Origin of the sequence: Neobacillus drentensis, from assembly GCF_036965245.1 — a bacterium.
GTDB classification, from domain to species: Bacteria; Bacillota; Bacilli; order Bacillales; family Cytobacillaceae; genus Neobacillus; species Neobacillus drentensis_G.
Window position 1 is genome coordinate 1 of sequence record NZ_JBALPG010000056.1, and the last position, 22,604, is coordinate 22,604.

A 22,604-nucleotide genomic window follows, 5' to 3' on the forward strand; every position below is an offset into this window, starting at 1 on the left:
ATATTTTGTGGTTTCTCTTTGACTATGATTAAAAAATTGAGGAATTTTATTAAAAGAATTAATCCGAAACTTCGTGTCATTTATATTCAAAATACTGACTATATTCTTCCTCTTAAACCAGGGTCAATAGATGTCATAGTAGATAGCATTACAACTAACGAAATTTGTTCGCATAAGAATGTCTTCCCCATTACCTTATTACAAAATTATATAAATCAAGATACTAAGGTTATTGGTAACTATCTATATTACCATGAAGGTGCAACCTCTTTACTAAATTTTCGTACCTTATATCCTAATTCACATCAACATGTCTTATATCCAAATTATCTTGAGTATAACTTAGAGAAAGAAGGCTTAAAAATTCAGTACAAAACAGTTATTGGTTCGACAGATAACCCTGGTATTTTTCTTGATTATCATGAACAAGGTGAAAAAGTTAATCTACTCGGTTATATTGCGGAACAAATTATCTAAATAAGTGATAAAAGGATTATTAAACTTAGAAAAAAACGCAAATGATTTACTAAATAAAATGTTGCACGTAAAAAATGGAATAGATAAGTTTCTTCAAAANNAAAATACTTATTAAAAAAACTTATCTATTCTAGTAACTGACAATTACTAGCTTCAGTTACTTCTCCTCGAACAAATAATTTAAAACTTTTAGAAATAATTTAACTCTACATCTTTTCTTACTTGTAAGGTTTTTGTCACCACTTCATCTGTGTTACATCAAACTAAACATCCTGTTACAACGAAAAAACCTTGATATCACAAAGGATACCAAGGTTTTCTTATGATGACCTGTGAGGGGTTCGAACCCCCGACCTCAACCCTGTCAAGGTTGCGCTCTCCCAACTGAGCTAACAGATCTCTTATTAAGTTACAAATCTTATTATAGTGAAAAAACTAGGAATGTCAATAGCAATTTTAGCTTTCCTTCATTAAAAACATTTTGATGATCACAATAACACCAATCAAAATGTATACAATTGACCACGAGGCATAGAACCAAAAATCCATTTTAATATCTACTATATCACCGTTACTCAAATACCTAATTACATTTACCGCTGGCGGAAATATCATTAGCACCCATTTTAATAAAACCAGTTTTGATACTAATGCTTCATAAGCCAAAGAAACAACAATAACAAATACCGCAGACAGCCAGGCATATTTTTTTGATGCATAAGACGTAACCGAAAAAAATGTGCCAACTAAAATTCCGAATAACGCTAAAAAGGAATGACTGTAGATAGCAAGACCATAATGAAACGGCTTGATTACCCCTTTAAAATTATTCATTAGCACTGGATAGGAGATTGCCAATGCCTCCAAAAGCAATGCAACCATCAAACAAATAAACCATTTCCCCCATAAAAATCGATTCTTACTTCCTAGTTGAACAAATAAAATATGTTTCTCACTCTCTTCTTCGATGGAAAATACACTCATCGCTACCCAGGTCATAATTAAATAGATTGCGATACTTGTAACCGCATAGCTGCTTAAGATAGGGACTTCTTTGTAGGCATACAAAATAAATACCCATGCACCAAACACCGTTAGAGGCGGAATGATTTTTAGCGATCGAATATAGCTAATGAATTGATAACGAATAAACCCTGTCATACTTACCTCTTTTCTTTTATTTCCAAAATCGAACAATTATTTTTCAGAAGGTACATTAATAATTCATCACTTTTAGGTGCCTCAACCGTAATAAAAGCGGAATTTCTCTCATAATCTATGGAAACCAAATCTAGTCCACTAAATATCTCTTGATCCCTGAAGGTTGTTTTTATCAACCGCTCTACCTTTTTAGGTTCCTTTTGGAATGGAATCTCTCCAGATTCCATATCCAATACTTGATCAGCTAGTGCTTCAATCATCATGTCTTCATGAGTGGTAAAAATTATGGTTGCTTGCCTTTTTAATTTTTCTAAGAGATTAATAAGTTCGTGTTGGGAAGCAGTATCTAATCCAGTAAGAGGCTCGTCCAATAGCAACACTTCTGGTTTAGATAACAAGGCTTGAATAAGACCCACCTTCTGCTTTGTTCCTTTTGAGCATTGTTTGAGTGGTGTGTTGACAAATTGCTCAATACCAAATGTACAAAAATACTCTGAAAGTTGAATTTCAACATCTTCTTTAGTGAATCCCTGAAGTGATGCCATCAATTGTAAATATTCCTTTAGTTTAAAACGCAAATTTTCAGGAAAAAGTTCCGGCACATAAGCAATCTTACAAGTATTCCTTATAACACTTCCACTTGTTGGCTCATAAATTCCTGCTAAAATTTTTAAAAGTGTGCTTTTCCCTGAACCATTATGACCAAGGATTGCTGTTGCTGTATTTTCAACACAGTTGAAGGAAATGCTCTTTAGAATAGACTGCCCGCTTATTTCTTTTGTTACATTTACTACTTCAAAAGTGACTCTTCCCATTTAACCACAACCTATTTTTCTTTATTTTACCATTTAATTACGACCTACAGCAATTTTGGGAAAGCTGTTCCTAAAACAGAACACCCGTTCTACTTTAACTTGAATAAAGAACTAACGTTCGGTTATAATGAAATTATCATAAAGAAAGGAGTGATTCAAATGGATGGACTTTTGATCCGTTCAATCGAAGAACATATACCGTTGGAGATAATTTATCTTGCTGATAGCCAGGAATTCTCACAGCGAAAACTAATAGTGAAAGAAGTGAATGATGACTACATTCGTGCCTTTTGTTTGACACGAAAACAAATACGAACCTTTATACGTGAAAACATTTTATCTATTATGCCTGAATTTCATTATAAGAATCGTTTTCTTCATTAATCCTACTCTCATACATCCACTAACATTTAACCTGCCAAAAGCATTTCCTCACCAGTTATGTTAAAATGCACATGAAACAATCGAATCATGGAGGGAATGGTCGTAATGGAATTTCCAAAAGGCACAATTAAAGAACTTACCTTTCAAAGCTTGGAACTTGGAGAAGAAATGCAGCTCCTTGTCTATCTTCCAGCAAACTTCTCACCGCTCTATAAATACTCACTGCTAATCGCCCAAGATGGACGGGATTATTTTCAGCTCGGCCGGATCGGACGATTGGCAGATGAGTTTCTTTTTGAAAGAGAAATTGAAAATATTATTATTGTTGGAGTGCCCTATAAGGATGTGGAGAACCGCCGGCGAAAATACCACCCGGATGGTGACCAAAACCAGCAATATATTCGGTTTCTTGCACATGAATTAGTGCCTTTTCTTGATAAAGAATTTCCTACTTATCATATGGGCTCGACAAGAGCGCTAATTGGGGACTCCTTGGGGGCAACAGTCTCGTTAATGACTGCCCTACAATACCCGCATACCTTTGGAAAAGTGGTGCTCCAGTCTCCGCTTGTTGACGAGCAAGTATTGAAATTAGTCAAAGACTTTTCGGAAGCACAGCTTGTTGAAATATATCATGTAATTGGCACTCAAGAAACAGAAGTAAAAACCACTGACGGAAGAATAAGTGATTTCCTAAGCCCAAACCGGAAACTTTCCAAAGTAATTATAGAAAAACCTTTTACATATTTTTATGAAGAGTTTAACGGAAATCATACATGGAAATACTGGCAGCCTGATTTAAGAAGAGCTCTTAAAATGTTATTTTAGTCTCACAACCATAGGACTAAGTTTTCACTAAGTAATGTTGGATATTTTATATATTTTGAAAATTTGCTATAATAATCAGAAGGCTCTTTTTAGTATTATTTTTCTAAAAAAATAATTTCATTTAAATGGAGGTAAACCTATGAAATTTGGTGTTGTTATTTTTCCATCAAAAAAGCTTCAAGATTTAGTGAATTCTTATCGTAAACGCTATGACCCGCATTATGCTCTTATTCCTCCACATTTAACATTAAAGAATGCCTTTGAAGCACATGAAGAAGATGCCAAGAATTTTGCCAATAAATTACGGCAAATCGCCAGTAATACAAAGCCGTTCTCATTAAAAACATCCAAAATCAGCTCTTTCCAGCCTTTAAATAATGTCATCTATTTTAAAATAGATCCGACAGAGGAACTTACAAACTTGCATTCTGTTATCAATCAGGAATTTAACAAGGAAAATTTAGATTATGCCTTCGTACCCCATATTACGATTGGTCAAAAGCTTTCTAATGATGAGCACTCAGATGTCTTCGGTTCACTACGGATGACAAAAGTAAATCATGAAGAAACGATCGACCGCTTCCATTTGCTTTATCAATTAGAAAATGGTTCTTGGACTGTTTATGAAACATTTTGTCTTGGAAAGGAATAGTTTGCCGTGACAGTTAAGGTTGTTGAAAATCAAAAGGAACTTGAAGAAGCTTTTTTAGTAAGAAAAATTGTTTTTGTTGAAGAGCAAAATGTCCCGCTCGAAGAAGAAATCGATCAATTCGAAGATGATGCCACGCATTTTGTGATATATCATGAAGGTTCGCCTGTCGGTGCAGGCAGATTTCGTGTTGTCGATGGCTACGGGAAAGTTGAACGCATTTGTGTTTTAAAAGAAGCACGAAAAACGGGCGCTGGCAAGGCGATAATGAAAGCAATCGAAAGCTTCGCTGATACACAAGGTTTACACAAATTAAAGCTAAATGCTCAAACGCATGCCATTCCCTTTTATTCCGGCCTTGGTTATGAAGTTGTCTCAGAGGAATTTTTAGATGCAGGAATTCCACATAAGACCATGATGAAAGAAGTTTAACATAATGAAGACCTTGCCTCGATATTAGAGGCTTAAGTGGAAAACAAAAAATGTTTTTAGAAATGACGAGTGAATTTAGCACTCGTCTTTTCTTGTTTTAACCTATTGGTTACCTTTCTTTTGCTATTTTTACAGTTTCGGGAGTCTATAGCCCCTATAAGCGACCGTTCTCTCTTTTTTCCAGTGATTTCGGTCGCTTATACCCCCAATAAGCGACCATCCACTCTCTTTTCCAGCGGTTTCGGGCTCTTATAACTCCTATAAGCGACCGTTCCCTTTCTTTTCCTACCGTTTCGGGCTCCTATAACTCATATAAACGACCGTTCCCTTTCTTTTCCTACCGGTTCGGGCTCCTAAAGCCCCTATAAGCGACCATCCTCTCTCTTTTCCTACGGTTTGGGTCGCTTATAACCCCTATAAGCATCGTTATTCTCTCTTTTTCAGCGATTTCGAGTACCAATCCCCTCGATCTACCAGATGCTATTTTGATCATTTCACTTTTGATTACGAAACTCCTTTTAGTTATTAGAAGGTTTTGATATGATAGAACATGTCTTATTTATAGAAATAGAGGTTTAAAAATATGAAAACAGCTATCTATCAAAATCAAAATATTGCTCTAGAGACTCTAGCTCGAGATCAATATCAAAAAATATTTCTCGCTGGAAAAAATGGTGAGCTGCACTGTCCTGTCTGTAATGAGAAGGTGCGATTGTTTCTTGGTATTCAGCTGAACCCACATTTTTTTCATGTTCACTCGCCAGAAAAACAATGTCCGGATCCGCTCCCTCCAATTGTTAAAATGGACAGTACCGAACACTTTATCGAGCGAAACGGATTTAAGATACCGCAAGGCAGGACCATTACAGCAACCCCTAAAGACTTAGAACTCTTCAAACCCGCAAAAAACATTGAATACACTGTCCCGTTTAAACAAACAACCGGAGAAATTAATCACGATTTTTCACCATATTTACAGCAGCTTGCTGAAAATGGAACCGTTCTAGATAAAAGTCAGGCTGCAGCAGTCATGGAAACGGAGGGCTCGTTATTAGTCCTTGCTGGCGCAGGAAGCGGCAAAACAAGAGTGTTAACGGCACGTACAGCGTATATGCTGGAGGCGAAACATATTGAACCAAGTTCCATCATGCTTGTTACCTTCACGGCAAAAGCTGCTGCTGAAATGAAGAACCGTTTGATGTCCTATCCAAATTTGAAACGAGAAACTATCAATCGGCTCGTCACTGGCACGTTTCACAGTATTTTTTATCGTATCCTTATGTTCCATGATGGAGTGAATTGGTCGTCTAACAAACTGCTAAAAAAAGAATGGCAGCGAGATAAAATCCTTAAAGCTGCTGGTAAAGAGCTCAACTTAACTGAAAAAGAATTTGCCTATGATTTAGCGCTGCAGCAGATTGGATTTTGGAAAAACTCACTTCTGTTTCCAAATGAGGTTAAGCCTGTATCCGAATGGGAAGAAAAGGCTGTGTTCCTTTATCAAAGATATGAGGAATACAAACAACGGGAAGGACTTTTTGATTTTGATGACATGCTCATTGGCTGTTATCAGCTTTTGAGCACATCACCTGCCCTGCTTGAACAATATCAGAGTCGCTTTCATTATTTCTTAATCGATGAATTTCAAGATATCAATAAAGTTCAGTATGAACTTATTAAACTACTGTCAGGAAAACATAGAAATGTTTGTGCAGTTGGTGATGATGATCAGGCGATTTATTCCTTCAGAGGAAGTGATCCAACCTATTTGCTTAATTTTGAAAGAGACTTTCCATTTGCCAAAATGGTTACTCTGGACCAAAATTATCGTTCCTCACATGAAATTGTGGCGGCCGCCAATCAAATGATTTCCGTGAATAAGGTGAGAAGAACGAAGAAGATGAAAGCACAATTTTCATCAGGAACGCTGCCGCTGTTATTTTTCCCTTATGATGAAGAGGAAGAAGCGACGATGATTGTCACTGATATCCAAGAGAAGATCTCGACGGGTGCAAAACCGTGCGATTTTGCTATTCTTTATCGAACAAATGCTGGGTCCCGTGCTGTGTTTGAGCGATTAGCCAGCTCGAACCTTCCATTTAAAATCGACCAGGATGCAGATGCTTTTTACGACCGCTATATTGTAAGAAGTGCCCTTTCATTTTTAAGGGTTAGCATAAACGAAGACGACCCACAGGCACTAGCTGACATTTTACCATTATTATTTTTAAAACAGACCGTCCTTAAAGATATAAAAGCAGAGAGTATCCTAAAAGACTGCAGTTTTCTTGAGGCGCTTTCACACTTGAAAACAGCTCATGCCTTTCAAGAGAAAAAGTTAAAAATGGCGGTAACCGTCATCCGCGGCCTAAAGCATTTGTCCCCTGCTCTTGCCATTGAAAAAATTGAAAAAGACATTGGTTTTCTTGATTTTCTTAAGAAACGGGGAAATGAGTCGAGTAAGCTTGAAAAAGGGTCGGACGATCTTAAAGACCTAAAAGTTGCAGCAAAGAGCTTTAATACAATCGAGGCATTGTTGGCACATGCCGAGCATATGTCTGCAATGAATAAGGAAATTAAGAATTTAAGTAAGCATTTTCCGGATGCCATCAGCCTTAGCACTATCCACCGGGCTAAAGGACTTGAATATCAAACTGTTTATATGATCGGTGCTGTAGAAGGGAGCCTGCCCCATGATTTTTCCCTAGATGCTTATCGAAATGGTGACTTTACTGCTCTCGAAGAAGAGAGAAGATTATTTTACGTAGCGATGACTCGTGCAAAGGACCAGCTTTTTATCTCCATACCAAGCAGCAGAAGAGGAAAAAAGGCAAACCGCTCCAGGTTCTTAGCACCAATTAATAAAAAGAAGAAGACCGATTCCTATAGTTAGGAATTAATCTTCTTCTTTTTTATTTCTTATTCATCATATTCGCGATTGTATTGAAATCAAGCTTCTTACCATCGTTAATGATTGATTTAACTATTTGATTTTCCATTTCTTTACTTACCGGTTTATTGGCAATCTGAGAAACTCTTCGAATCACACTACGGACAGTTTTTTCATCCTTAAAATTAGCATTTTGTAATGAGTTTGCTAAATCAAAGATATCTTTCATGTTAACGCCCGTTTTCTTTTCTATGTTTTTAAAGAACCCATTATCCATGTTCTAAAATCACACTCCTTCATAAACTACTTTATTGTATGAAGAAAAAGGAAAATGGTGATTAAGAAATATCGGACAAAAACTTGCTGGTCCGTTTTTTATTGCAAATCTCCGATATTTGTACTTTTATCCATGTACTTTTTTGGGGGCTATCGTTTAAGTCATTGTAATGATCATTACATAGTTCATATTACCCAAATGTGTTTTTTCCTTATAAAAGGGGTATTTGTCCTTGGTAAAATGACCAATCCACTTTTATCTTCAAGAATAAAATGGAAAGCAAGTACAGATAATGGAGGTGAAATTATTATGGGTTCAAGTGAATTTGATAACTTAGGAAATCAATCTTCGTTTAGAACTAATAACCGGAATCGCGAAAACATCAGGGTAAATAATAACGTTGAAAATAAAGTTAGAAATAATAACGAATCAGAAGCTGAAGCGGATGTTCGTAATACAGATAATAATACAAATATTGCTCGTACTACTATTTCTAATTCCGGGAATTCCAGGGTTAATGTAAGGTTGAATAGTCGAAGTAATGCCAAAGTTAGATCTGAGCAAGAACAAGATAGTGAGCAGGAACAAAATACTGATATTGATACCGATTTTTAAGGAGCTTATTTAATATAATCGAGCGTAAACCACTAATATCCTACTCCCTTATTTAATAATTGGATTATTCAAATCTGTCATACCCGTTTCAATAAAAAAGGCTTAATAGAACGAAAAAAACAATAGCGGATAAAACAAGGAGGATTTTCAAATGACAAATAGAAGAAGTAAAAGAAATACAAGACGTACAAGACCTACAACTACAAGACGTACAACTACAAGAAAAAGAACTGATAATATTGTACGTACAGGTTTGACTCGTCGAAATAATACAAATGTGAATGTAGATGTTGATAATGATTTCGAAAATGAATTGCGAAACAGAAATGAAGCAGAGGCTGAAGCAGAAGTAAGAAACGTTGATAAAAATACTAATGAAGCGCGTACAACATTAACAAATTCCGGAAATTCAAGAGTTGATATTACAATAAATAGCAGAAGTAATGCTCGTGTAAGATCTGATCAAGAGCAAGAAAACGACCAAGATCAAAATACTAATGTTGATGTTGATTTCTAATTATAAACTATGGGGGTGGGGCTTAAGAACCTCACCCTTTTTAGGGTAGGTGAACATATGGATAATCATAGACAACGAAGACAAAATGTACCTCACAAATGGATGAATATATCCGATCATAATTTACAAAGACAATTGCTTGATAATAAAAATAATGCGGAATCTCGTTCCTTTGAACAAGATAATATCAAAATTAGAAATGAAAACACCAATTCGATTGGGCAAAGCGGGAACTCTGATGTAGATATCCAAATCGATGTACACGTTGATACAACTGCAATAGCTTTTGCCATATTATGCTCATTACTTGCAACGAAACAAATGAACAATGTGGAATTTGAAGAGGCGGTTGAAAGACTTCAAAATCTTAACTCAAGAGAAAATTATCGATATAAATTAGATGATCCGAATGACCTTTCAAACGTCAAAATCTTCAAAAGGAATCGAAAGAGAGTGGATTAAGTTATGCCACTTTCTTTTTTATCAATAAATTAGATTCACATACCCAAAAATGATTATGTATAATATTATTTCTAAAAAGCTAATTAAGGAAATCATTATTTTTGGAAAATATGGTTCCTCTGCCAAGTAGACTCTGTCACTAATTTGCTAGAATTAGGAGCAACTCCATCAGTAATTAATGATGTATGTCTTACAACAAAATCTCGGACAAACCTCCATCCTATTGTTATCGGACGAAGAGCTAAATCCGAATTATATCGTTTGATATTAAATAAAACAAACTTTTCTTATACTTTTTTTATATTGTAAGGTTTAGGATATTCCTAAACCTTTTTTTAATTAAAAATCATGAGTCCCCTTACCATTACATATCCCTAAAATAAATATTATTGCATAATTGGAAAAGAAAGGAGTTGGCCACTTTATGGGCCAACCCCCTTCAATCGAGACAAGTTCATCGTCTATTAAAAGAAGCTTGTTCCGACAATGATTAAAAGAATGAACAATACAACGATTAATACGAAAGTAGAACCTCCGCCAAAACCGCCGCCGTAGCCATAGCCACCGTAGCCGCAGCCGCCATATCCAAAGCACATAGACTGTCACCTCACTTTAGTAATCTCATTAATAACATATGAAATTACTTAATAGTGTGTGTAGGCATGACCGACTAATCAAAAAATTAGATTCAAAAATGTGTATTTCATCCTTTGGGTTTAAAAATAAGTGCTCCAATAAACGCAAAAATAATGGCAGCGGAGATTCCAGAACTCGTCACTTGAAACATACCTGTTAATACCCCTATAATTCCATGTGCCTTCGCATCTTGCATCGCCCCATGTACTAGGGAATTCCCAAAGCTGGTGATTGGAATAGTTGCTCCTGCTCCTGCAAAATCCACCAGTGGTTCATAAAGTCCGAATCCATCTAAAACTGCTCCTAAAACGACAAGCAAACTCAAGGTATGTCCCGGCGTTAGTTTTGCTACATCAAATAATAACTGACCGAAGACACAAATTAATCCGCCAATCACAAATGCCCAGAAATACATTGCTAACACAAACCCTCACCTCTTCTATTTATTCATCTCAATCGCTACAGCATGGGCGATACACGGGATTGATTCATTTTGTTGAAAGCTAAGAGGGGATAACAATGCCCCTGTCGCTACAACTAAAATTCGTCTATATGTCCCTTTTTTCAATTGGTTTAGGAGATGTCCATATAAAACCGTTGCTGAACAACCTGCACCACTTCCCCCGGATTGAACCGGTTGATCATTTTTATACATTAATAAGCCGCAATCCTGAAATTGTCCACGTTCCATTTCCAGGCCGCTTTTATTGAGCAATTCAAACGCAGTATCATGGCCGACTCTTCCCAGATCACCGGTAACAATCAAATCATAATAAGAAGGTTCCAATTGCATGTCACGGAAATGAGCAATAATCGTATCAGCTGCTGCTGGTGCCATTGCCCCACCCATATTAAATGGGTCTGTTAAGCCCATATCAACGACCTTTCCAATAGTCGCCGAGGTTGTCACTGGATGCTGCTTACCAGGCTCATTTGGCTGTACAAGTGCTACCCCGGCACCGGTTATTGTCCACTGTGCAGTCGGCGGCTTTTGGCCGCCATATTCTGTAGGATAGCGGAACTGCTTTTCTACGGCTGCATTATGGCTTGAAGCACCTGTCAGCACGTATTTTGCCCCCTGGTAATTAACGACGAAGGATGAGAGTGCCAAACCCTCCATTGATGTGGAGCAGGCACCGAAAAGACCAAAATAGGGGATCTGCAAAGTTCTTGCCGCAAAGCTTGTTGGCGTAATTTGATTAATTAAATCTCCAGCAAATAAAAATTGCACCTGTTCTTTTTGGACATTCCCTTTTTTTAATGCCATTTTCATGGCCTCTTCAAGCAATAAACTATGAGCCTTTTCGTAGGATTCTTTTCCCATCCATAAGTCTTCATATAATAAATCAAAATCATTCGCCAATTTTCCATTTGCTTCAAATGGTCCTCCTGTTACACCCGTGGCTGTAATCATTGGCCGATTTTCAAACACCCATGATTGATGACCTCTTAACAATTACAAAACCCCCCAAATCACGAGCAGCGTTTTAATCAATGCAACAACGAAAGCAGAAAATACTCCGAAGAGAATCACTGAGCCAGCAAGTTTAAACATATTACCGCCCACTCCTAGCACAAACCCTTCTGTCCGGTGTTCAATCGCAGCCGAGATAACAGCATTTCCAAAACCGGTAACAGGCACAGCACTTCCTGCACCTGCAAATTGTCCAAGGCGATCGTAAACTCCAAAACCTGTTAACAGCATCGAGAAAAAGACCATTGTTGCCACAGTCGGATTTCCTACACTTTGTTCTGTAAAATCAAAAAAATATATGTAAAAATAACTGACTGCTTGACCAATAGCGCATATAAATCCTCCAACAAAAAATGCCTTCAAACAATTCTTCAAAACCGGTCGTTTTATTTCATGTTTTTGCTGTAACTGTTGATAGTTTCGCTGCTGAGGCGTAGTATTTTTTTCTTTGGTAGTCGGCATCTTAATTCTCCTTTCTTACTTCGTTTTGTCCGTCATTTTGACGATATCCTCCAAGCGCTTTTCAGCCTCTTTGTGGGAAAACTTAGCAGATTTCATCTGCTCATCAAGTCTAACTGCTTCTAGAAAAATCTTATAGTCACTTGAAACAGTAAAATTTTCTTTCGGATACTTCTTCTCTAACTTCTTGTTTACATTCTTTTCAATTTTTTTCATTTTAAATCGGTACAAATGTTTTACCTTATAAACAACAAGTGTATCCTTTTTTCCTTTTATCACGGCCACATCATAAAGTTCTGGAAAAGAGCTTACATCCTTTTTAATTTCTTTCACACTGTCATTACTCTTATTTTGATCTGTTACCAACGGCTTAGGATTTGTCGTTTTCATCAATGCTAATTGACTATCCCTTACGGGTGCATTATGATTGCAGGCGGCTAATAAAAATAAACAAGCGAACAATATCTGATATCTAGTGATCATTTGCTTCCCTTTCCTTGTTCCATTTTTTGAATTACTATTACTTGTAGTTTTTTCGACATTGGCAAAAATTATGACTTGATAACATAATTTTTGGGATATTGCTCAATGGAGAAAAATAAAAAACTGCCAGATAACTAGCAGTTTCCCTCTTCTACTTTGATGTCTTTTTTTTACCACACCCGCATCCTTTTTTCTTTACCGCTTTTGATATTGGTGCAGATTTGGCTGTTTGCTTTCTCGTTTTTTTATTTTTCACTTCTCTCTCTCCCTCATCATATATTCAATACCTGCTAATTAAAATATGAACCCTCTGCAAGTCTTGTCTCAGCGAAAGGATTATTTTTCGATAAAATATTGTACGAAAAATTCCAGGATCGAAGCAAGACCTGCAATCGCTAATATAAGGATAATTGGTGTAGAATAGTCTGGGGATATATAATATAACGCTACAATGAGGGCTGCTGCCCAGATACCTGTACACCAATAACAGCTGAGAAGTTCACCCATAAATTTCTTGACCCCTGTTTTCTTTGGAAGGTAAAAAACCTCTATTTCACCATCCTCATTTTCCTCACTTATTTCATCGAAAAAAGGACTACGAATAAATTCGGTAATTTTATCAAAAACAAGTAATCTTGTCAGCCTAAAGCTCGATAGTGATAATATTAAGAAGTTTATAAAGGTTATTTTCATCATGAATTGCTCCTTTCATTTCCAATTAAAGTAAACATCCGCCTAATTTTTCCAAACAAGGCAATTGTCCGTAACCCAAAAGCCCTCTGTGAAATATGTTAGTAATGTAAGATATATATCACTGATAAAGGAGGAAAATAAAATGGGTAGCGGGAAAAATCATGACGATTTTCGCAGCGGGAACTGTGTTTGCGAAGTAGTTCGTGCCATTAAAGAAATCCAAGATAACGCTGTAGAAGATGAATGTGTAGAGTGTTCTAGTTGTTTTACAGAGCCACTAGGAACGTTAGTGTCACCAGCAAGAAGAGAGCCTGTTGATACGCGTGTATTTATTTTAAGTACGGAAGACGGTTCTCCATTCCATGCTTTTTTAACGAATGAAAGCAATGCTTGTGTGTCTATATTCTTCCGAGTAGAAGAAGTATTTGACAACTGTTGTGCTACACTTCGGGTATTAGTACCAGGACGTCGCGAAGGTGGAAACTTCCATGCAGTAAACCTTGTATCCAGCGGAGACAAATGTTGTATTGATCTAACAAAGGTTTGCCAGGTTGAGCGATTCCGCGCAAGCAATGATTGCATAACAGTTGATTTAAGCTGCTTCTGTTCAGTCCAATGTGTTGCTGACGTTAACCTAGGACTTTGTAATTAAAAAAACCGCCCATTAAAATGAGCCAGTCGTATATCGGCTGGCTTTTTTACTTTCTAGACTTTTTTAATCCCAATCATGATGACATCCGTTAATTCCTCAAGCGGGACCGTTTTAACTGTTTGATCATGAAACTTAATCGTTACTTGATGATGATCGTATTCCGCTAGGAAACCTTGATAATTTTTTTCAGCAGTATAAAAGACGCATGGAACGGGTGGAAGTACTTTTGGAAAGTTGATTAAGTAGTCTAAACGCTCGTTTAAGTCCATTTCTTTAAAGGGCTTTACCCTATTTATTGATCTCCGATGTGTTTGCTGTTGTTGTGCAGTTTGCAGATTCTCCGATTTGACCACATCAATTGGTATAGGTTCTTGGAAAAGATCTTTTTTCGTTCGGGAACTTTTCTTATGGGTTTCATTAACTGTCAGGTTTTCTTCCTCTAATGATTCCAAGTTCCGTTTGTTTGTATAAAATTCCTGATTGTTGTGATTTGTTGAAGTCCTTGAAAAAGTCTGATGGACATATAAAAGCGGTCCTTTACTCTTCATTTTCGACATTCATTTCACCTCCTATTAACGTAATCCTACACATTATATGTATGCTAAAGGCCAATACTCGTTCACAAAGAATTTCACTAGGATTAAACGAATACATAAAGAAAACTCGCTGATTGGCGAGCCCCTAAGGGCGAAGACAGAGGCGTAGTTGCACTTATGCGCAGAAAGAAAGTATAAACTTGGAAAAGTTTATACTTTCTTACCAGCTAACAAAAGCCCGCTTTTTTAAGCGGGCTTTGTTCATTTTATTAAAGAATATGATACCCGGAATCGACGTGAATGTTTTCGCCGGTAATTCCACGGGATAGATCGCTGAAGAGGAACAGGGCAGTATCACCGACTTCTTCTGGGGAAGTTGTTCGACGTAATGGTGCTTTTTCTTCAATCTCATTTATAATAGAATTAAATTCTCCAATTGCTTTTGCAGATAAGGTACGAATAGGGCCAGCAGATATGGAATTAACACGGATGCCATCTTTTCCAAGGTCAGCAGCTAAATAACGGACGCTTGCATCTAGAGATGCTTTCGCTACACCCATGACATTGTAGTTTGGAATAGCTCTCTCGCCACCTAAATAGGTTAATGTTACAATACTTCCTCCTTCAATCATCAAGCTACGAGCTTCTTTGGCAACGGCTGTTAAAGAGTAGGAGCTTATATTTTGTGCAAGCAGGAATCCATCCCTTGAAGTGTTCACAAATTCACCTTTTAAATCTTCTGTTTTTGCAAATGCAATGCAATGTGCCAGCCCATGAATTGTCCCAACTGACTCTTTTATTTTTGCAAAACAAGTAGCAATTGCATCATCGCTTGTTACATCACACGGAAGGACGAGTGTCTCATCAGCCTCCAAAGAATTAGCTAAATCACGAACACTGCTTTCAATTCTTTCACCTGCATACGTAAAAATTAATCGAGCCCCTGCATTATGCAGTGAGCGGGCAATTCCCCACGCAATACTTCGTTTATTGGCCACACCCATAACTACAAATGTTTTTCCTGCTAAAGAAAGATTCATCTTAAAGTCCCCCTACATTAATTACAAGATATTAGTACTTGGTACTAATTCTACACTAATTCGTCACAAATGAAAAGTATAGTAATTATTCCTAAAATAAATCTTTAGCGCGTTTCACAAAATTCCAATTCCCTTTTCAACTCGTCTACCTATTCCTTCGAGCCAGTTACAATTAAGCTGTCACGCATCTGCAATTCTGTGTCACCAAAGGTTACAATCGAATCCTTATCTCTAAAAATTTGAACAACCTCTCAAAATTAAAAATTCTTTTGATAAAAATAAACTTTTTCATAAAAAATAATTAACAGGAGGTTGCATCTCATGAAAATTGATATTATTGGTGATATTCACGGATGTTTTAGTGAATTTAAAGAGCTTACCTTAAAGCTTGGCTACAAATGGGAAAATGGGATACCAGTTCATCCCAAATACAGAGTGCTTGGTTTCGTTGGCGATTTAACAGACAGGGGACCGGAATCAATAAAGGTGATTGAGATTGTTTGGCAGCTGGTGATCAAGCTTAAACAGGCATACTACACGCCCGGAAATCATTGCAATAAGTTATACCGCTTCTTTCTTGGGAATAAAGTACAGATTACCCACGGTCTTGAAACAACTGTCGCAGAATATGAATCATTAAATAAAAAAGACCAGCAGTCCATTCGTAAAAAATTTATTGAGCTTTATGAAAAGGCACCACTTTATTTAGTATTAGACAATCAAAAGCTCGTTATTGCCCATGCAGGAATTAAGGAGGAATTTATCGGGCAGACACATGCAAAGGTCAAAAAATTTGTTCTATATGGAGATATAACAGGTGAAAAACACCCTGACGGCTCACCTGTAAGAAGAGATTGGGCGAAATTGTATCACAGCGACTTCTTAATTGTTTACGGACATACGCCAGTAACAGAGCCACGAATCCTCAACAATACATATAATATTGATACGGGTGCCGTTTTCGGCGGCAAGCTTACCTCATTAAGGTACCCTGAAATGGAATTGGTTTCTGTTCCTTCTACTATGCCATATTTCGAGGAAAAATTTAAACATTTTGATTGAAAGAAAAGCGGAACCACCCGTTTAGCGGCATGTACACTAGACACTGGGAGCTCCTCGAAAAAGCTAACGCTTTTCCTTCGTGTGAGGAATCGCTTCCGAAACCTACTCTTATGGAGATGGACAATTCTCATAGTCGAAATCTTAACCTTTTTTATCTCAAAATGACAAAGCTGACCCAATTAAATCGGATCAGCCTCTAAGATTTCACTCATATCATGAGGAAATGGTGCTGTAAAGGTCATTTCCTCACCAAGTAATGGGTGCTTAAATTTGATTTTTTTACAATGAAGTGCTTGCCTGTCTATTAACAAATTATCTCCCCCATACAAATCATCTCCGAGTAATGGATGGCCAATATACGACATATGAACTCTGATTTGATGTGTTCGACCAGTATCAAGCTGCAGCTCGATATGTGTAAATGTACGATGCCTCTCTATTACCTGAAAATGGGTACAAGCATATTGACCGTCGTCACGCACTTCTCTTTCTATAATACTGTCCTCTTTTCGGCCAATCGGTTCCTTAATTGTACCACGATCTGCCGCTAGCAAACCCCCAGCAAAAGCCTCATATGTTCTTTTAACCTGCCTCTTCTGCTGCATTTTGCTAAACAAATGATGAACATGGCGATGCTTTGCAATTAAAACAATCCCTGAAGTATCACGGTCAAGCCGGGTGACGATATGGGACGTTGCTTCAAGCACGATACTCCGATAATAGCCGACAAGCGCATTAGCAAGACTACCGGTAGGATATTCCCTTGAAGGAATCGTACTCATACCAGCGGGTTTGTAGACAACCAGAAGATAATCGTCTTCAAACAAAATCGTTAACGGAATATCCTCACCCTGAACCCCTTTACTTGGATGCTCAGCAGGAAAAATAACTGTCAGTATATCGCCTACCCTTAACTTGTATCTAACATTTACTTCTTCACTATTTACTTGAATACTACCGCCCTTAAACTTGATATCCGTTAAGGCCGTACGAGAGATCTCTTCATTTTTTAAAAATTCCTTTATTATCAGTCCGGCATGTTCATGATCAATAACCCAGTTCAATTTAAATCGAGAAGTCATCATACAGGTACCTTCCGCTTAATCAGAAATAAACGAATCATGAACTCTTTTCCAGAATGGAAATGGACGGAAGCGGGCAAAACGAATCTTTTCTTCCGGCACCCTAAATTGAATCGATTTTACGTCTTTATGGAGCAGTGTCAGGTGATCAATCGTTACCTGAAAATCAGAGCGGTTAACGGGTTTCAGCATACAGGTATGATGCGCCGGAAGGATAAGGGGCGAGCCCACTGTTCTAAACACCTTGTTATTAATGGATGCCATTTCCGCGACTTGAATGGCAGATATCGACGGATGGATTATCGCCCCGCCTAGTGCCTTATTATACGCTGTACTTCCTGAAGGCGTAGAAACGCACAGACCATCGCCACGAAACCGTTCAAAATGCTGTCCGCGGATTTCGACATCCATAACAAGTGTCCCCTCAACACTTTTTACGGTGGATTCGTTAAGGGCTAAATACCTTGATTCCTTCCCTGCATGCGAATAACGAATGATGACCTCAAGCAAGGGATATTCGACGACTTGGTATGGGGTTTTAGCAATCGCAATCACAAGCTTTTCAATTTCATCTGGGATCCAGTCGGCATAAAAACCAAGGTGTCCTGTATGGATTCCCACAAATGCAGTTTTACTCAAACGACTGCTATAGCGGTGGAAGGCATATAGCAATGTCCCATCGCCGCCAATGGAAACAACAATATCTGGTTGGTCCTCATCGTATATAAGATCAAAATCAAGTAAATACGTCCTCATTTTGTGCATCAATATGTTTGATTTTTGATCTCCTTTTGAAGTAATCGCAAATTTCATATTTTTCTGCTCCTTGTACTGAATGGCTTTCAAAAGGCAGTCTATTCACTAGTTTTTTTCCTCGTGCTTCAACTCTTTCTTTCTTGTAAAAAAAGCCTGAGCTTCTTGGATTTCACCACGGATTAACGACATTTCCTCGTCAAGCCGAAAAGCGGCTTCAGAAGCTCTTTGCAGTCTCATTTGGATATCTTTTGGAAATATCCCTTTATACTTATAGTTTAATGAATGTTCAATTGTTGCCCAAAAATTCATCGCCAGCGTCCTAATTTGAATTTCGGCAAGAATGTTCTTTTCTCCATGAATGGTTTGAACAGGGTAACGAATCACCACATGGTAAGAGCGGTACCCACTTGTCTTTTTATGGGAAATATAATCTCTTTCCTCCACAATTTCTAAATCATTGCGGTTTCTTAATAAATTGACAACCATATGTATATCCTCAACAAACTGACACATGATCCGCATGCCAGCAATATCCTGCATTTCCTCTTCCAGTCTCTCCAACGGTATACCTTTTTGATTCGCTTTATCGAGAATACTTGCGATTGGTTTAACGCGGCCTGTAACAAATTCTATTGGTGAATGAGTAGAATCTAGTTCAAATTGCCCCCTCATTCCCTTTAATTTAATTTTTAGCTCTGAAACAGCTTGTTTATATGGGGCTAAAAATTGATCCCAATGCTTCATGATACCACCTCGAAGAAACAATTATGTTTAGAAAATTCCCTCTACTTTTGTAACCATTTCATTACCATAGTTACTATTACCCTTAACATTGCTAATCACATATTCAAATTCATCATGAAAATTTATTAGTTCTGTCTGTTCTTCATTAAATGTTACCCATACAGGAATTTCTTGCTCTTTTGCAGTCTTAAGTATAGGCCATATATCTTCAGTTAGAACAATAAATGAATAATCTTTTTGACCCTCCATTAAGTAAATAAATGAATATTCTTCAGAATCTACAAGAATCTGCTCACCCGGAACTAATCCGCTGACGGGTTCATTTGTTTCTAATAATAGCTTATTTTCTGTAATGTTAGCCTTTAAGATCGTTATTCTCTTCTTCATCTTTTACCCTCCATCTTCACCTTCCTATTTTAGCATAATCCCCCCTTTCTCCCAAGGATTGCAGTTTAAAAGAAAAGCGGAAGCGCCTTGAATAGGGGCGATATAGGAAGAATTATCGACTGGCAAGCAAAGCGAAGCCAGAGATTAGTCTCCCTTAATGCGTACAGAAAGCGATAGCTTCCTGTAGCCAGGCATAAGACGAGCCGGCGAGAAGGCTGCTTTTTAACCTTCTTGACGGATTGATTGAAATGTGAAGGCGACTGTTTTGGGACGAAGGCGTAAGACGCCCCCTGTAAGAAGGCGCTTTTTGCCTTCTTCAGGGGGTGGCTTACGACTTGAGTCCCAAGGAGCCGCAACTAGACATGCTTATGACCCCGAGCCCCTAGGCGCTGGAGCTGGACATTAAGAAAAGCAGAAGCGCCCGGTTAGCGACGTATGGCCACTAGTCGCTAGGTGCTGGAGCTGGACAGTTATCAAAGTTCATAGGTATTATTAAAGAACACCCTTGTGAAAGGATGACAGACGATGTCACAAAATATTGAAATCGAATTTAAAAATATGCTCACCAAAGAGGAATATGAACGGTTCCTTGTCGAGTTTCGCATTAATAATAAGCAAATTTTCTCTCAGGAAAACCACTACTTTGATACACCAGATTTTGCTTTAAAGAGTTTAGGTGCTGCATTAAGAATTCGCAATAAGGGCGGAGCTTACGAGATGACCCTAAAACAGCCAGCTACGGTTGGTCTTCTTGAAACCAATCAAACGTTAAGCGCAGTGGAAGCTTTAACGGCTTTTAAACTTGGAATGATTCCAGCCGGAATTATTCAACAGTTAATCGAAGAAAATGGAATCCCATCTTCCAAACTGAAGTATTTTGGCTCGCTTATCACAAATAGAGCTGAAATAGAATACAAAAATGGTTTGCTTGTTCTTGACCATAGTTCTTATTTAACTATTGAAGATTATGAATTAGAATATGAAGTTGATAACTATCAAGCAGGACTGAAAACTTTTAAAGAGCTTCTTACTAAATTTATGATTCCTGAACGAAAAACAGAAAATAAAATTCGGCGTTTTTATAATCAAAAATATAAACAGCCTGACTTAAAATGATGCAATTACCATAATTAAGCTAAAGGAATATTTTACTATCCGATAAGTTCCTCTTGCATTCACTATGAAAGCACACCGATGTATACATTAATAACGTATTTAGCTTAAAAATAACCCTTTTCAAAGCAATTCATTTGAGATATGAAATAGGCATTGATAAAATATGATTACAAAAGACATTAAAGGAGTTGTCAACGTGATTGAGAAAAAGCTAACACCATTTGAGGCCATTGGTGAAGATACTTTAAACCATCTTATCGACACTTTTTATGGCCTTGTTGCACAACATCCTGATCTTGCTCCAATATTCCCGAATCAATTTACAGAAATTGCTCGAAAACAAAAGCAATTTTTAACACAATACTTAGGCGGCCCGCAGATTTATACGGAGGAGCATGGACACCCAATGATGCGTGCGCGTCATTTGCCATTTCCAGTTACACCAACCCGTGCAAAAGCATGGTTATCTTGTATGAAACAAGCAATGGACATTGTTGGCTTACAAGGTCCACTAAGAGATGAATTTTACTATCGGCTAACTCTTACTGCGCAGCATATGATTAATACGCCTGATGAAGGCGAGATAACAGGTGAAAATCGTGAGTAATTTTAAATTGCCGAGCTCAAAGAAACGTTGCAGCTGCAGTGATAAAAAACCTATTGAAATTTATAGGTTTATTGATCCTTTATGCCCCGAGTGCTGGGCACTTGAGCCAATACTTAAAAAGCTGCAAATTGAGTATGGAAGGTATTTTTCAATTAAGCATGTTTTAAGCGGACGGTTAGCCGATTTAAATGTAAGTAAAAAAAAGAACTATGAAAACATCGCTCAATTTTGGGAAAAGACAGCAAACAGAACGGGAATGTCATGTGATGGCAGCCTATGGTTAGAGAATCCTGTGGACAATCCTTATACCGTTTCAATTGCTTTAAAAGCAGCAGAATTACAAGGGAGACGCGCGGGTCTGCGTTTTCTTCGAAGAATTCAAGAAATGTTATTTTTAGAAAAGCAGAATACTTCTAATCTTGAAGTATTAAAGGAATGTGCAGGTAGTTCAGGCTTGGATGTAGAAGAATTCATGGCTGATATTCATTCTGATAGTGCAGCCAAAGCCTTCCAATGTGATTTGAAAATCACTTCTGAAATGGATGTTTATGAAATTCCTACCCTTGTATTTTTTAATGAAAATACAGAAGATGAAGGTATCAAAATTACTGGTTCCTATCCATATGAGGTGTATGTCCAAATATTAGAAGAAATGCTCTCAGAAAAGCCAGTAAAATCTCCTCCACCTTCATTAGAAACGTTTATGAAGTTTTTTAAATTTGTTGCTTCAAAGGAAATTGCCGTTGTCTATAATATGTCGATTTCACAAATTGAACGTGAAATGAAAAAGCTGCTGTTAAAGCAAGTGGTGGAACAGATTCCTGCAAAATACGGAACATTTTGGAGATATATTGAAGAATAATCAAATGTCGGTTTATAGAGATCCGGCATTTTTCTATGCATGTTGGAAAAATAAAAATGCCTTGCAGTTATTCAGACTGCAAGGCATTTTTTCTATTAATACGAACAAAGGGGATGGGAGAAATTTTTCACGGTCAAACAAAGGGGTATATGTTTGTTGTGATCAACTTCACGCATTAAATATAACATGCATTTAGAACAATTGACAATAAGTATGTGCTTTATTTCACAATATTGTCATAAAGTAAAACTTCCATCAATGAGGTTTTTCTATCCCCCAATGCTGGTTTTCCTGAGTCCAGTGGGCTTTTACGTGTAGTTGCCCGGCAATTATCCATTTTACATAAAAGTCTTGAATCAGGAGTCTTACTGCCCGTTAATGCGGGAAAAAGTCATATATTCACGAAATGGACAATAGACATAGTAGTGAACAACCTTACAAAGGTGGCAATTACTGTGAACAAAATTCCTTTGATCATTATGCTTCTTTTTATTTTGTTTGCTTTTTT

At 37.4% G+C, this 22,604-nt stretch carries 27 protein-coding genes, 1 tRNA gene and 2 pseudogenes; 14 read left to right on the forward strand and 16 right to left on the reverse strand.

The annotated features are described in order from the left end of the window. Positions 1-477 (forward strand): annotated as a pseudogene (locus V7150_RS14055) (MerR family transcriptional regulator); the annotation flags it as partial. A gap of 326 nt (positions 478-803) precedes the next feature. Here V7150_RS14055 and V7150_RS14060 read toward each other — a convergent pair. From V7150_RS14060 to V7150_RS14070, 3 genes are all read right to left on the reverse strand, one after another. After that, a tRNA-Val gene (locus V7150_RS14060) sits at positions 804-876 on the reverse strand. Positions 877-933: 57 nt separating this feature from the next. Beyond that, a complete protein-coding gene (locus V7150_RS14065; protein ID WP_335519220.1) occupies positions 934-1,638 on the reverse strand; it encodes a hypothetical protein in 705 nt (234 codons plus the stop codon). Positions 1,639-1,640: 2 nt separating this feature from the next. Next, positions 1,641-2,453 (reverse strand): ABC transporter ATP-binding protein, encoded by an 813-nt coding sequence (locus V7150_RS14070; RefSeq protein WP_335519223.1) that lies wholly within the window; start codon positions 2,451-2,453, stop codon positions 1,641-1,643. Between the two features lie 99 nt (positions 2,454-2,552). On the opposite strand from V7150_RS14070, the gene V7150_RS14075 reads away from it, so the two are divergent. From V7150_RS14075 to V7150_RS14095, 5 genes are all read left to right on the forward strand, one after another. Next, positions 2,553-2,837, forward strand: coding sequence for a hypothetical protein (locus tag V7150_RS14075; RefSeq protein ID WP_335519226.1), 285 nt, complete (start codon positions 2,553-2,555; stop codon positions 2,835-2,837). 105 nt (positions 2,838-2,942) lie between these two features. Then, positions 2,943-3,665: an alpha/beta hydrolase gene (locus tag V7150_RS14080; protein ID WP_335519229.1), complete on the forward strand. Its 723-nt coding sequence runs from the start codon at positions 2,943-2,945 to the stop codon at positions 3,663-3,665. Between the two features lie 139 nt (positions 3,666-3,804). Then, complete coding sequence (locus V7150_RS14085; RefSeq protein WP_335519232.1) at positions 3,805-4,317, forward strand: YjcG family protein; 513 nt, start codon at positions 3,805-3,807, stop codon at positions 4,315-4,317. Positions 4,318-4,323: 6 nt separating this feature from the next. Continuing rightward, the gene (locus tag V7150_RS14090; RefSeq protein WP_335519235.1) at positions 4,324-4,746 is read left to right on the forward strand and encodes a GNAT family N-acetyltransferase; all 423 of its coding nucleotides are present in this window, start codon (positions 4,324-4,326) and stop codon (positions 4,744-4,746) included. A 583-nt stretch (positions 4,747-5,329) separates the two neighbouring features. Then, entirely contained in the window at positions 5,330-7,639 is a 2,310-nt protein-coding gene (locus tag V7150_RS14095; protein WP_335519238.1) for an ATP-dependent helicase, read from the forward strand. A gap of 19 nt (positions 7,640-7,658) precedes the next feature. On the opposite strand, the gene V7150_RS14100 is transcribed toward V7150_RS14095, so the two are convergent. Next, the gene (locus V7150_RS14100; RefSeq protein ID WP_335519240.1) at positions 7,659-7,913 is read right to left on the reverse strand and encodes a stage VI sporulation protein F; all 255 of its coding nucleotides are present in this window, start codon (positions 7,911-7,913) and stop codon (positions 7,659-7,661) included. Positions 7,914-8,153: 240 nt separating this feature from the next. On the opposite strand from V7150_RS14100, the gene V7150_RS14105 reads away from it, so the two are divergent. The 3 genes from V7150_RS14105 to V7150_RS14115 all read left to right on the forward strand — a co-directional run bounded on the left by V7150_RS14105 (position 8,154) and on the right by V7150_RS14115 (position 9,507). Then, positions 8,154-8,528 (forward strand): hypothetical protein, encoded by a 375-nt coding sequence (locus V7150_RS14105; protein ID WP_335519243.1) that lies wholly within the window; start codon positions 8,154-8,156, stop codon positions 8,526-8,528. Between the two features lie 151 nt (positions 8,529-8,679). Further along, positions 8,680-9,045 carry a hypothetical protein gene (locus V7150_RS14110; protein WP_335519245.1) on the forward strand — a complete coding sequence of 122 codons (366 nt, stop codon included), beginning with the start codon at positions 8,680-8,682 and terminating at the stop codon, positions 9,043-9,045. Positions 9,046-9,102: 57 nt separating this feature from the next. Then, positions 9,103-9,507, forward strand: a complete 405-nt coding sequence (locus V7150_RS14115; RefSeq protein WP_335519247.1) for a hypothetical protein — start codon at positions 9,103-9,105, stop codon at positions 9,505-9,507. Positions 9,508-9,971: 464 nt separating this feature from the next. Here V7150_RS14115 and V7150_RS26615 read toward each other — a convergent pair. The 6 genes and pseudogenes from V7150_RS26615 to V7150_RS14145 form a co-directional block, all read right to left on the reverse strand. Beyond that, positions 9,972-10,040, reverse strand: a pseudogene (locus V7150_RS26615) (YjcZ family sporulation protein); the annotation flags it as partial. 170 nt (positions 10,041-10,210) lie between these two features. Then, positions 10,211-10,567, reverse strand: coding sequence for a stage V sporulation protein AE (spoVAE, locus tag V7150_RS14125; protein ID WP_283922308.1), 357 nt, complete (start codon positions 10,565-10,567; stop codon positions 10,211-10,213). Positions 10,568-10,582: 15 nt separating this feature from the next. Further along, positions 10,583-11,599 (reverse strand): stage V sporulation protein AD, encoded by a 1,017-nt coding sequence (gene spoVAD, locus V7150_RS14130; RefSeq protein ID WP_335519254.1) that lies wholly within the window; start codon positions 11,597-11,599, stop codon positions 10,583-10,585. Beyond that, entirely contained in the window at positions 11,600-12,079 is a 480-nt protein-coding gene (gene spoVAC / locus V7150_RS14135; RefSeq protein ID WP_335519257.1) for a stage V sporulation protein AC, read from the reverse strand. A gap of 15 nt (positions 12,080-12,094) precedes the next feature. Further along, positions 12,095-12,559 carry a sporulation protein gene (locus V7150_RS14140; protein WP_335519258.1) on the reverse strand — a complete coding sequence of 155 codons (465 nt, stop codon included), beginning with the start codon at positions 12,557-12,559 and terminating at the stop codon, positions 12,095-12,097. A 336-nt stretch (positions 12,560-12,895) separates the two neighbouring features. Then, a complete protein-coding gene (locus tag V7150_RS14145; RefSeq protein ID WP_335519261.1) occupies positions 12,896-13,252 on the reverse strand; it encodes a DUF1360 domain-containing protein in 357 nt (118 codons plus the stop codon). A gap of 142 nt (positions 13,253-13,394) precedes the next feature. On the opposite strand from V7150_RS14145, the gene V7150_RS14150 reads away from it, so the two are divergent. After that, positions 13,395-13,904, forward strand: coding sequence for a CotY/CotZ family spore coat protein (locus tag V7150_RS14150; protein WP_335519264.1), 510 nt, complete (start codon positions 13,395-13,397; stop codon positions 13,902-13,904). Between the two features lie 53 nt (positions 13,905-13,957). On the opposite strand, the gene V7150_RS14155 is transcribed toward V7150_RS14150, so the two are convergent. Together V7150_RS14155 and fabI are read right to left on the reverse strand one after the other, a co-directional pair. After that, a complete protein-coding gene (locus V7150_RS14155) occupies positions 13,958-14,461 on the reverse strand; it encodes a CotO family spore coat protein (protein ID WP_335519267.1) in 504 nt (167 codons plus the stop codon). A gap of 248 nt (positions 14,462-14,709) precedes the next feature. Next, positions 14,710-15,480 carry an enoyl-ACP reductase FabI gene (fabI, locus tag V7150_RS14160; RefSeq protein WP_335519270.1) on the reverse strand — a complete coding sequence of 257 codons (771 nt, stop codon included), beginning with the start codon at positions 15,478-15,480 and terminating at the stop codon, positions 14,710-14,712. 321 nt (positions 15,481-15,801) lie between these two features. Here fabI and prpE point away from each other — a divergent pair, with 321 nt between their 5' ends. Further along, complete coding sequence (prpE, locus tag V7150_RS14165; RefSeq protein WP_335519273.1) at positions 15,802-16,542, forward strand: bis(5'-nucleosyl)-tetraphosphatase PrpE; 741 nt, start codon at positions 15,802-15,804, stop codon at positions 16,540-16,542. A 179-nt stretch (positions 16,543-16,721) separates the two neighbouring features. Here prpE and V7150_RS14170 read toward each other — a convergent pair whose 3' ends face one another. Genes V7150_RS14170 through V7150_RS14185 form a run of 4 tightly spaced genes read right to left on the reverse strand, consistent with a single transcriptional unit; the run spans position 16,722 to position 19,511 of the window. Beyond that, entirely contained in the window at positions 16,722-17,627 is a 906-nt protein-coding gene (locus tag V7150_RS14170) for an RluA family pseudouridine synthase (RefSeq protein WP_335519276.1), read from the reverse strand. Between the two features lie 15 nt (positions 17,628-17,642). Further along, on the reverse strand, positions 17,643-18,437 hold the full coding sequence (locus V7150_RS14175) for an NAD kinase (protein WP_283922299.1): 795 nt from the start codon (positions 18,435-18,437) through the stop codon (positions 17,643-17,645). A gap of 48 nt (positions 18,438-18,485) precedes the next feature. Continuing rightward, positions 18,486-19,124: a GTP pyrophosphokinase gene (locus tag V7150_RS14180; RefSeq protein ID WP_335519279.1), complete on the reverse strand. Its 639-nt coding sequence runs from the start codon at positions 19,122-19,124 to the stop codon at positions 18,486-18,488. A gap of 27 nt (positions 19,125-19,151) precedes the next feature. Further along, a complete protein-coding gene (locus tag V7150_RS14185) occupies positions 19,152-19,511 on the reverse strand; it encodes a hypothetical protein (RefSeq protein ID WP_335519281.1) in 360 nt (119 codons plus the stop codon). A 525-nt stretch (positions 19,512-20,036) separates the two neighbouring features. Here V7150_RS14185 and V7150_RS14190 point away from each other — a divergent pair. From V7150_RS14190 to V7150_RS14200, 3 genes are all read left to right on the forward strand, one after another. Continuing rightward, the gene (locus V7150_RS14190; RefSeq protein ID WP_335519285.1) at positions 20,037-20,627 is read left to right on the forward strand and encodes a CYTH domain-containing protein; all 591 of its coding nucleotides are present in this window, start codon (positions 20,037-20,039) and stop codon (positions 20,625-20,627) included. Positions 20,628-20,790: 163 nt separating this feature from the next. Beyond that, positions 20,791-21,234 (forward strand): globin, encoded by a 444-nt coding sequence (locus V7150_RS14195; protein WP_335519288.1) that lies wholly within the window; start codon positions 20,791-20,793, stop codon positions 21,232-21,234. Next, positions 21,218-22,096, forward strand: coding sequence for a ClpXP adapter SpxH family protein (locus tag V7150_RS14200; RefSeq protein WP_420490291.1), 879 nt, complete (start codon positions 21,218-21,220; stop codon positions 22,094-22,096). The genes V7150_RS14195 and V7150_RS14200 overlap by 17 nt, the downstream gene beginning before the upstream one ends. Positions 22,097-22,604: the final 508 nt, after the last annotated feature.

What these genes read in the sequence shown, in the direction of transcription:
- V7150_RS14065 (WP_335519220.1), bottom strand. Translation starts at nt 1,638, where the DNA reads ATGACAGGGTTTATTCGTTATCAATTCATTAGCTATATTCGATCGCTA.
- V7150_RS14070 (WP_335519223.1), bottom strand. Translation starts at nt 2,453, where the DNA reads ATGGGAAGAGTCACTTTTGAAGTAGTAAATGTAACAAAAGAAATAAGC.
- V7150_RS14080 (WP_335519229.1), top strand. Translation starts at nt 2,943, where the DNA reads ATGGAATTTCCAAAAGGCACAATTAAAGAACTTACCTTTCAAAGCTTG.
- V7150_RS14085 (WP_335519232.1), top strand. Translation starts at nt 3,805, where the DNA reads ATGAAATTTGGTGTTGTTATTTTTCCATCAAAAAAGCTTCAAGATTTA.
- V7150_RS14095 (WP_335519238.1), top strand. Translation starts at nt 5,330, where the DNA reads ATGAAAACAGCTATCTATCAAAATCAAAATATTGCTCTAGAGACTCTA.
- V7150_RS14100 (WP_335519240.1), bottom strand. Translation starts at nt 7,913, where the DNA reads ATGGATAATGGGTTCTTTAAAAACATAGAAAAGAAAACGGGCGTTAAC.
- V7150_RS14105 (WP_335519243.1), top strand. Translation starts at nt 8,154, where the DNA reads ATGACCAATCCACTTTTATCTTCAAGAATAAAATGGAAAGCAAGTACA.
- V7150_RS14110 (WP_335519245.1), top strand. Translation starts at nt 8,680, where the DNA reads ATGACAAATAGAAGAAGTAAAAGAAATACAAGACGTACAAGACCTACA.
- V7150_RS14115 (WP_335519247.1), top strand. Translation starts at nt 9,103, where the DNA reads ATGGATAATCATAGACAACGAAGACAAAATGTACCTCACAAATGGATG.
- spoVAC (WP_335519257.1), bottom strand. Translation starts at nt 12,079, where the DNA reads ATGCCGACTACCAAAGAAAAAAATACTACGCCTCAGCAGCGAAACTAT.
- V7150_RS14140 (WP_335519258.1), bottom strand. Translation starts at nt 12,559, where the DNA reads ATGATCACTAGATATCAGATATTGTTCGCTTGTTTATTTTTATTAGCC.
- V7150_RS14145 (WP_335519261.1), bottom strand. Translation starts at nt 13,252, where the DNA reads ATGAAAATAACCTTTATAAACTTCTTAATATTATCACTATCGAGCTTT.
- V7150_RS14150 (WP_335519264.1), top strand. Translation starts at nt 13,395, where the DNA reads ATGGGTAGCGGGAAAAATCATGACGATTTTCGCAGCGGGAACTGTGTT.
- V7150_RS14155 (WP_335519267.1), bottom strand. Translation starts at nt 14,461, where the DNA reads ATGTCGAAAATGAAGAGTAAAGGACCGCTTTTATATGTCCATCAGACT.
- fabI (WP_335519270.1), bottom strand. Translation starts at nt 15,480, where the DNA reads ATGAATCTTTCTTTAGCAGGAAAAACATTTGTAGTTATGGGTGTGGCC.
- prpE (WP_335519273.1), top strand. Translation starts at nt 15,802, where the DNA reads ATGAAAATTGATATTATTGGTGATATTCACGGATGTTTTAGTGAATTT.
- V7150_RS14170 (WP_335519276.1), bottom strand. Translation starts at nt 17,627, where the DNA reads ATGATGACTTCTCGATTTAAATTGAACTGGGTTATTGATCATGAACAT.
- V7150_RS14175 (WP_283922299.1), bottom strand. Translation starts at nt 18,437, where the DNA reads ATGAAATTTGCGATTACTTCAAAAGGAGATCAAAAATCAAACATATTG.
- V7150_RS14180 (WP_335519279.1), bottom strand. Translation starts at nt 19,124, where the DNA reads ATGAAGCATTGGGATCAATTTTTAGCCCCATATAAACAAGCTGTTTCA.
- V7150_RS14185 (WP_335519281.1), bottom strand. Translation starts at nt 19,511, where the DNA reads ATGAAGAAGAGAATAACGATCTTAAAGGCTAACATTACAGAAAATAAG.
- V7150_RS14190 (WP_335519285.1), top strand. Translation starts at nt 20,037, where the DNA reads ATGTCACAAAATATTGAAATCGAATTTAAAAATATGCTCACCAAAGAG.
- V7150_RS14195 (WP_335519288.1), top strand. Translation starts at nt 20,791, where the DNA reads ATGATTACAAAAGACATTAAAGGAGTTGTCAACGTGATTGAGAAAAAG.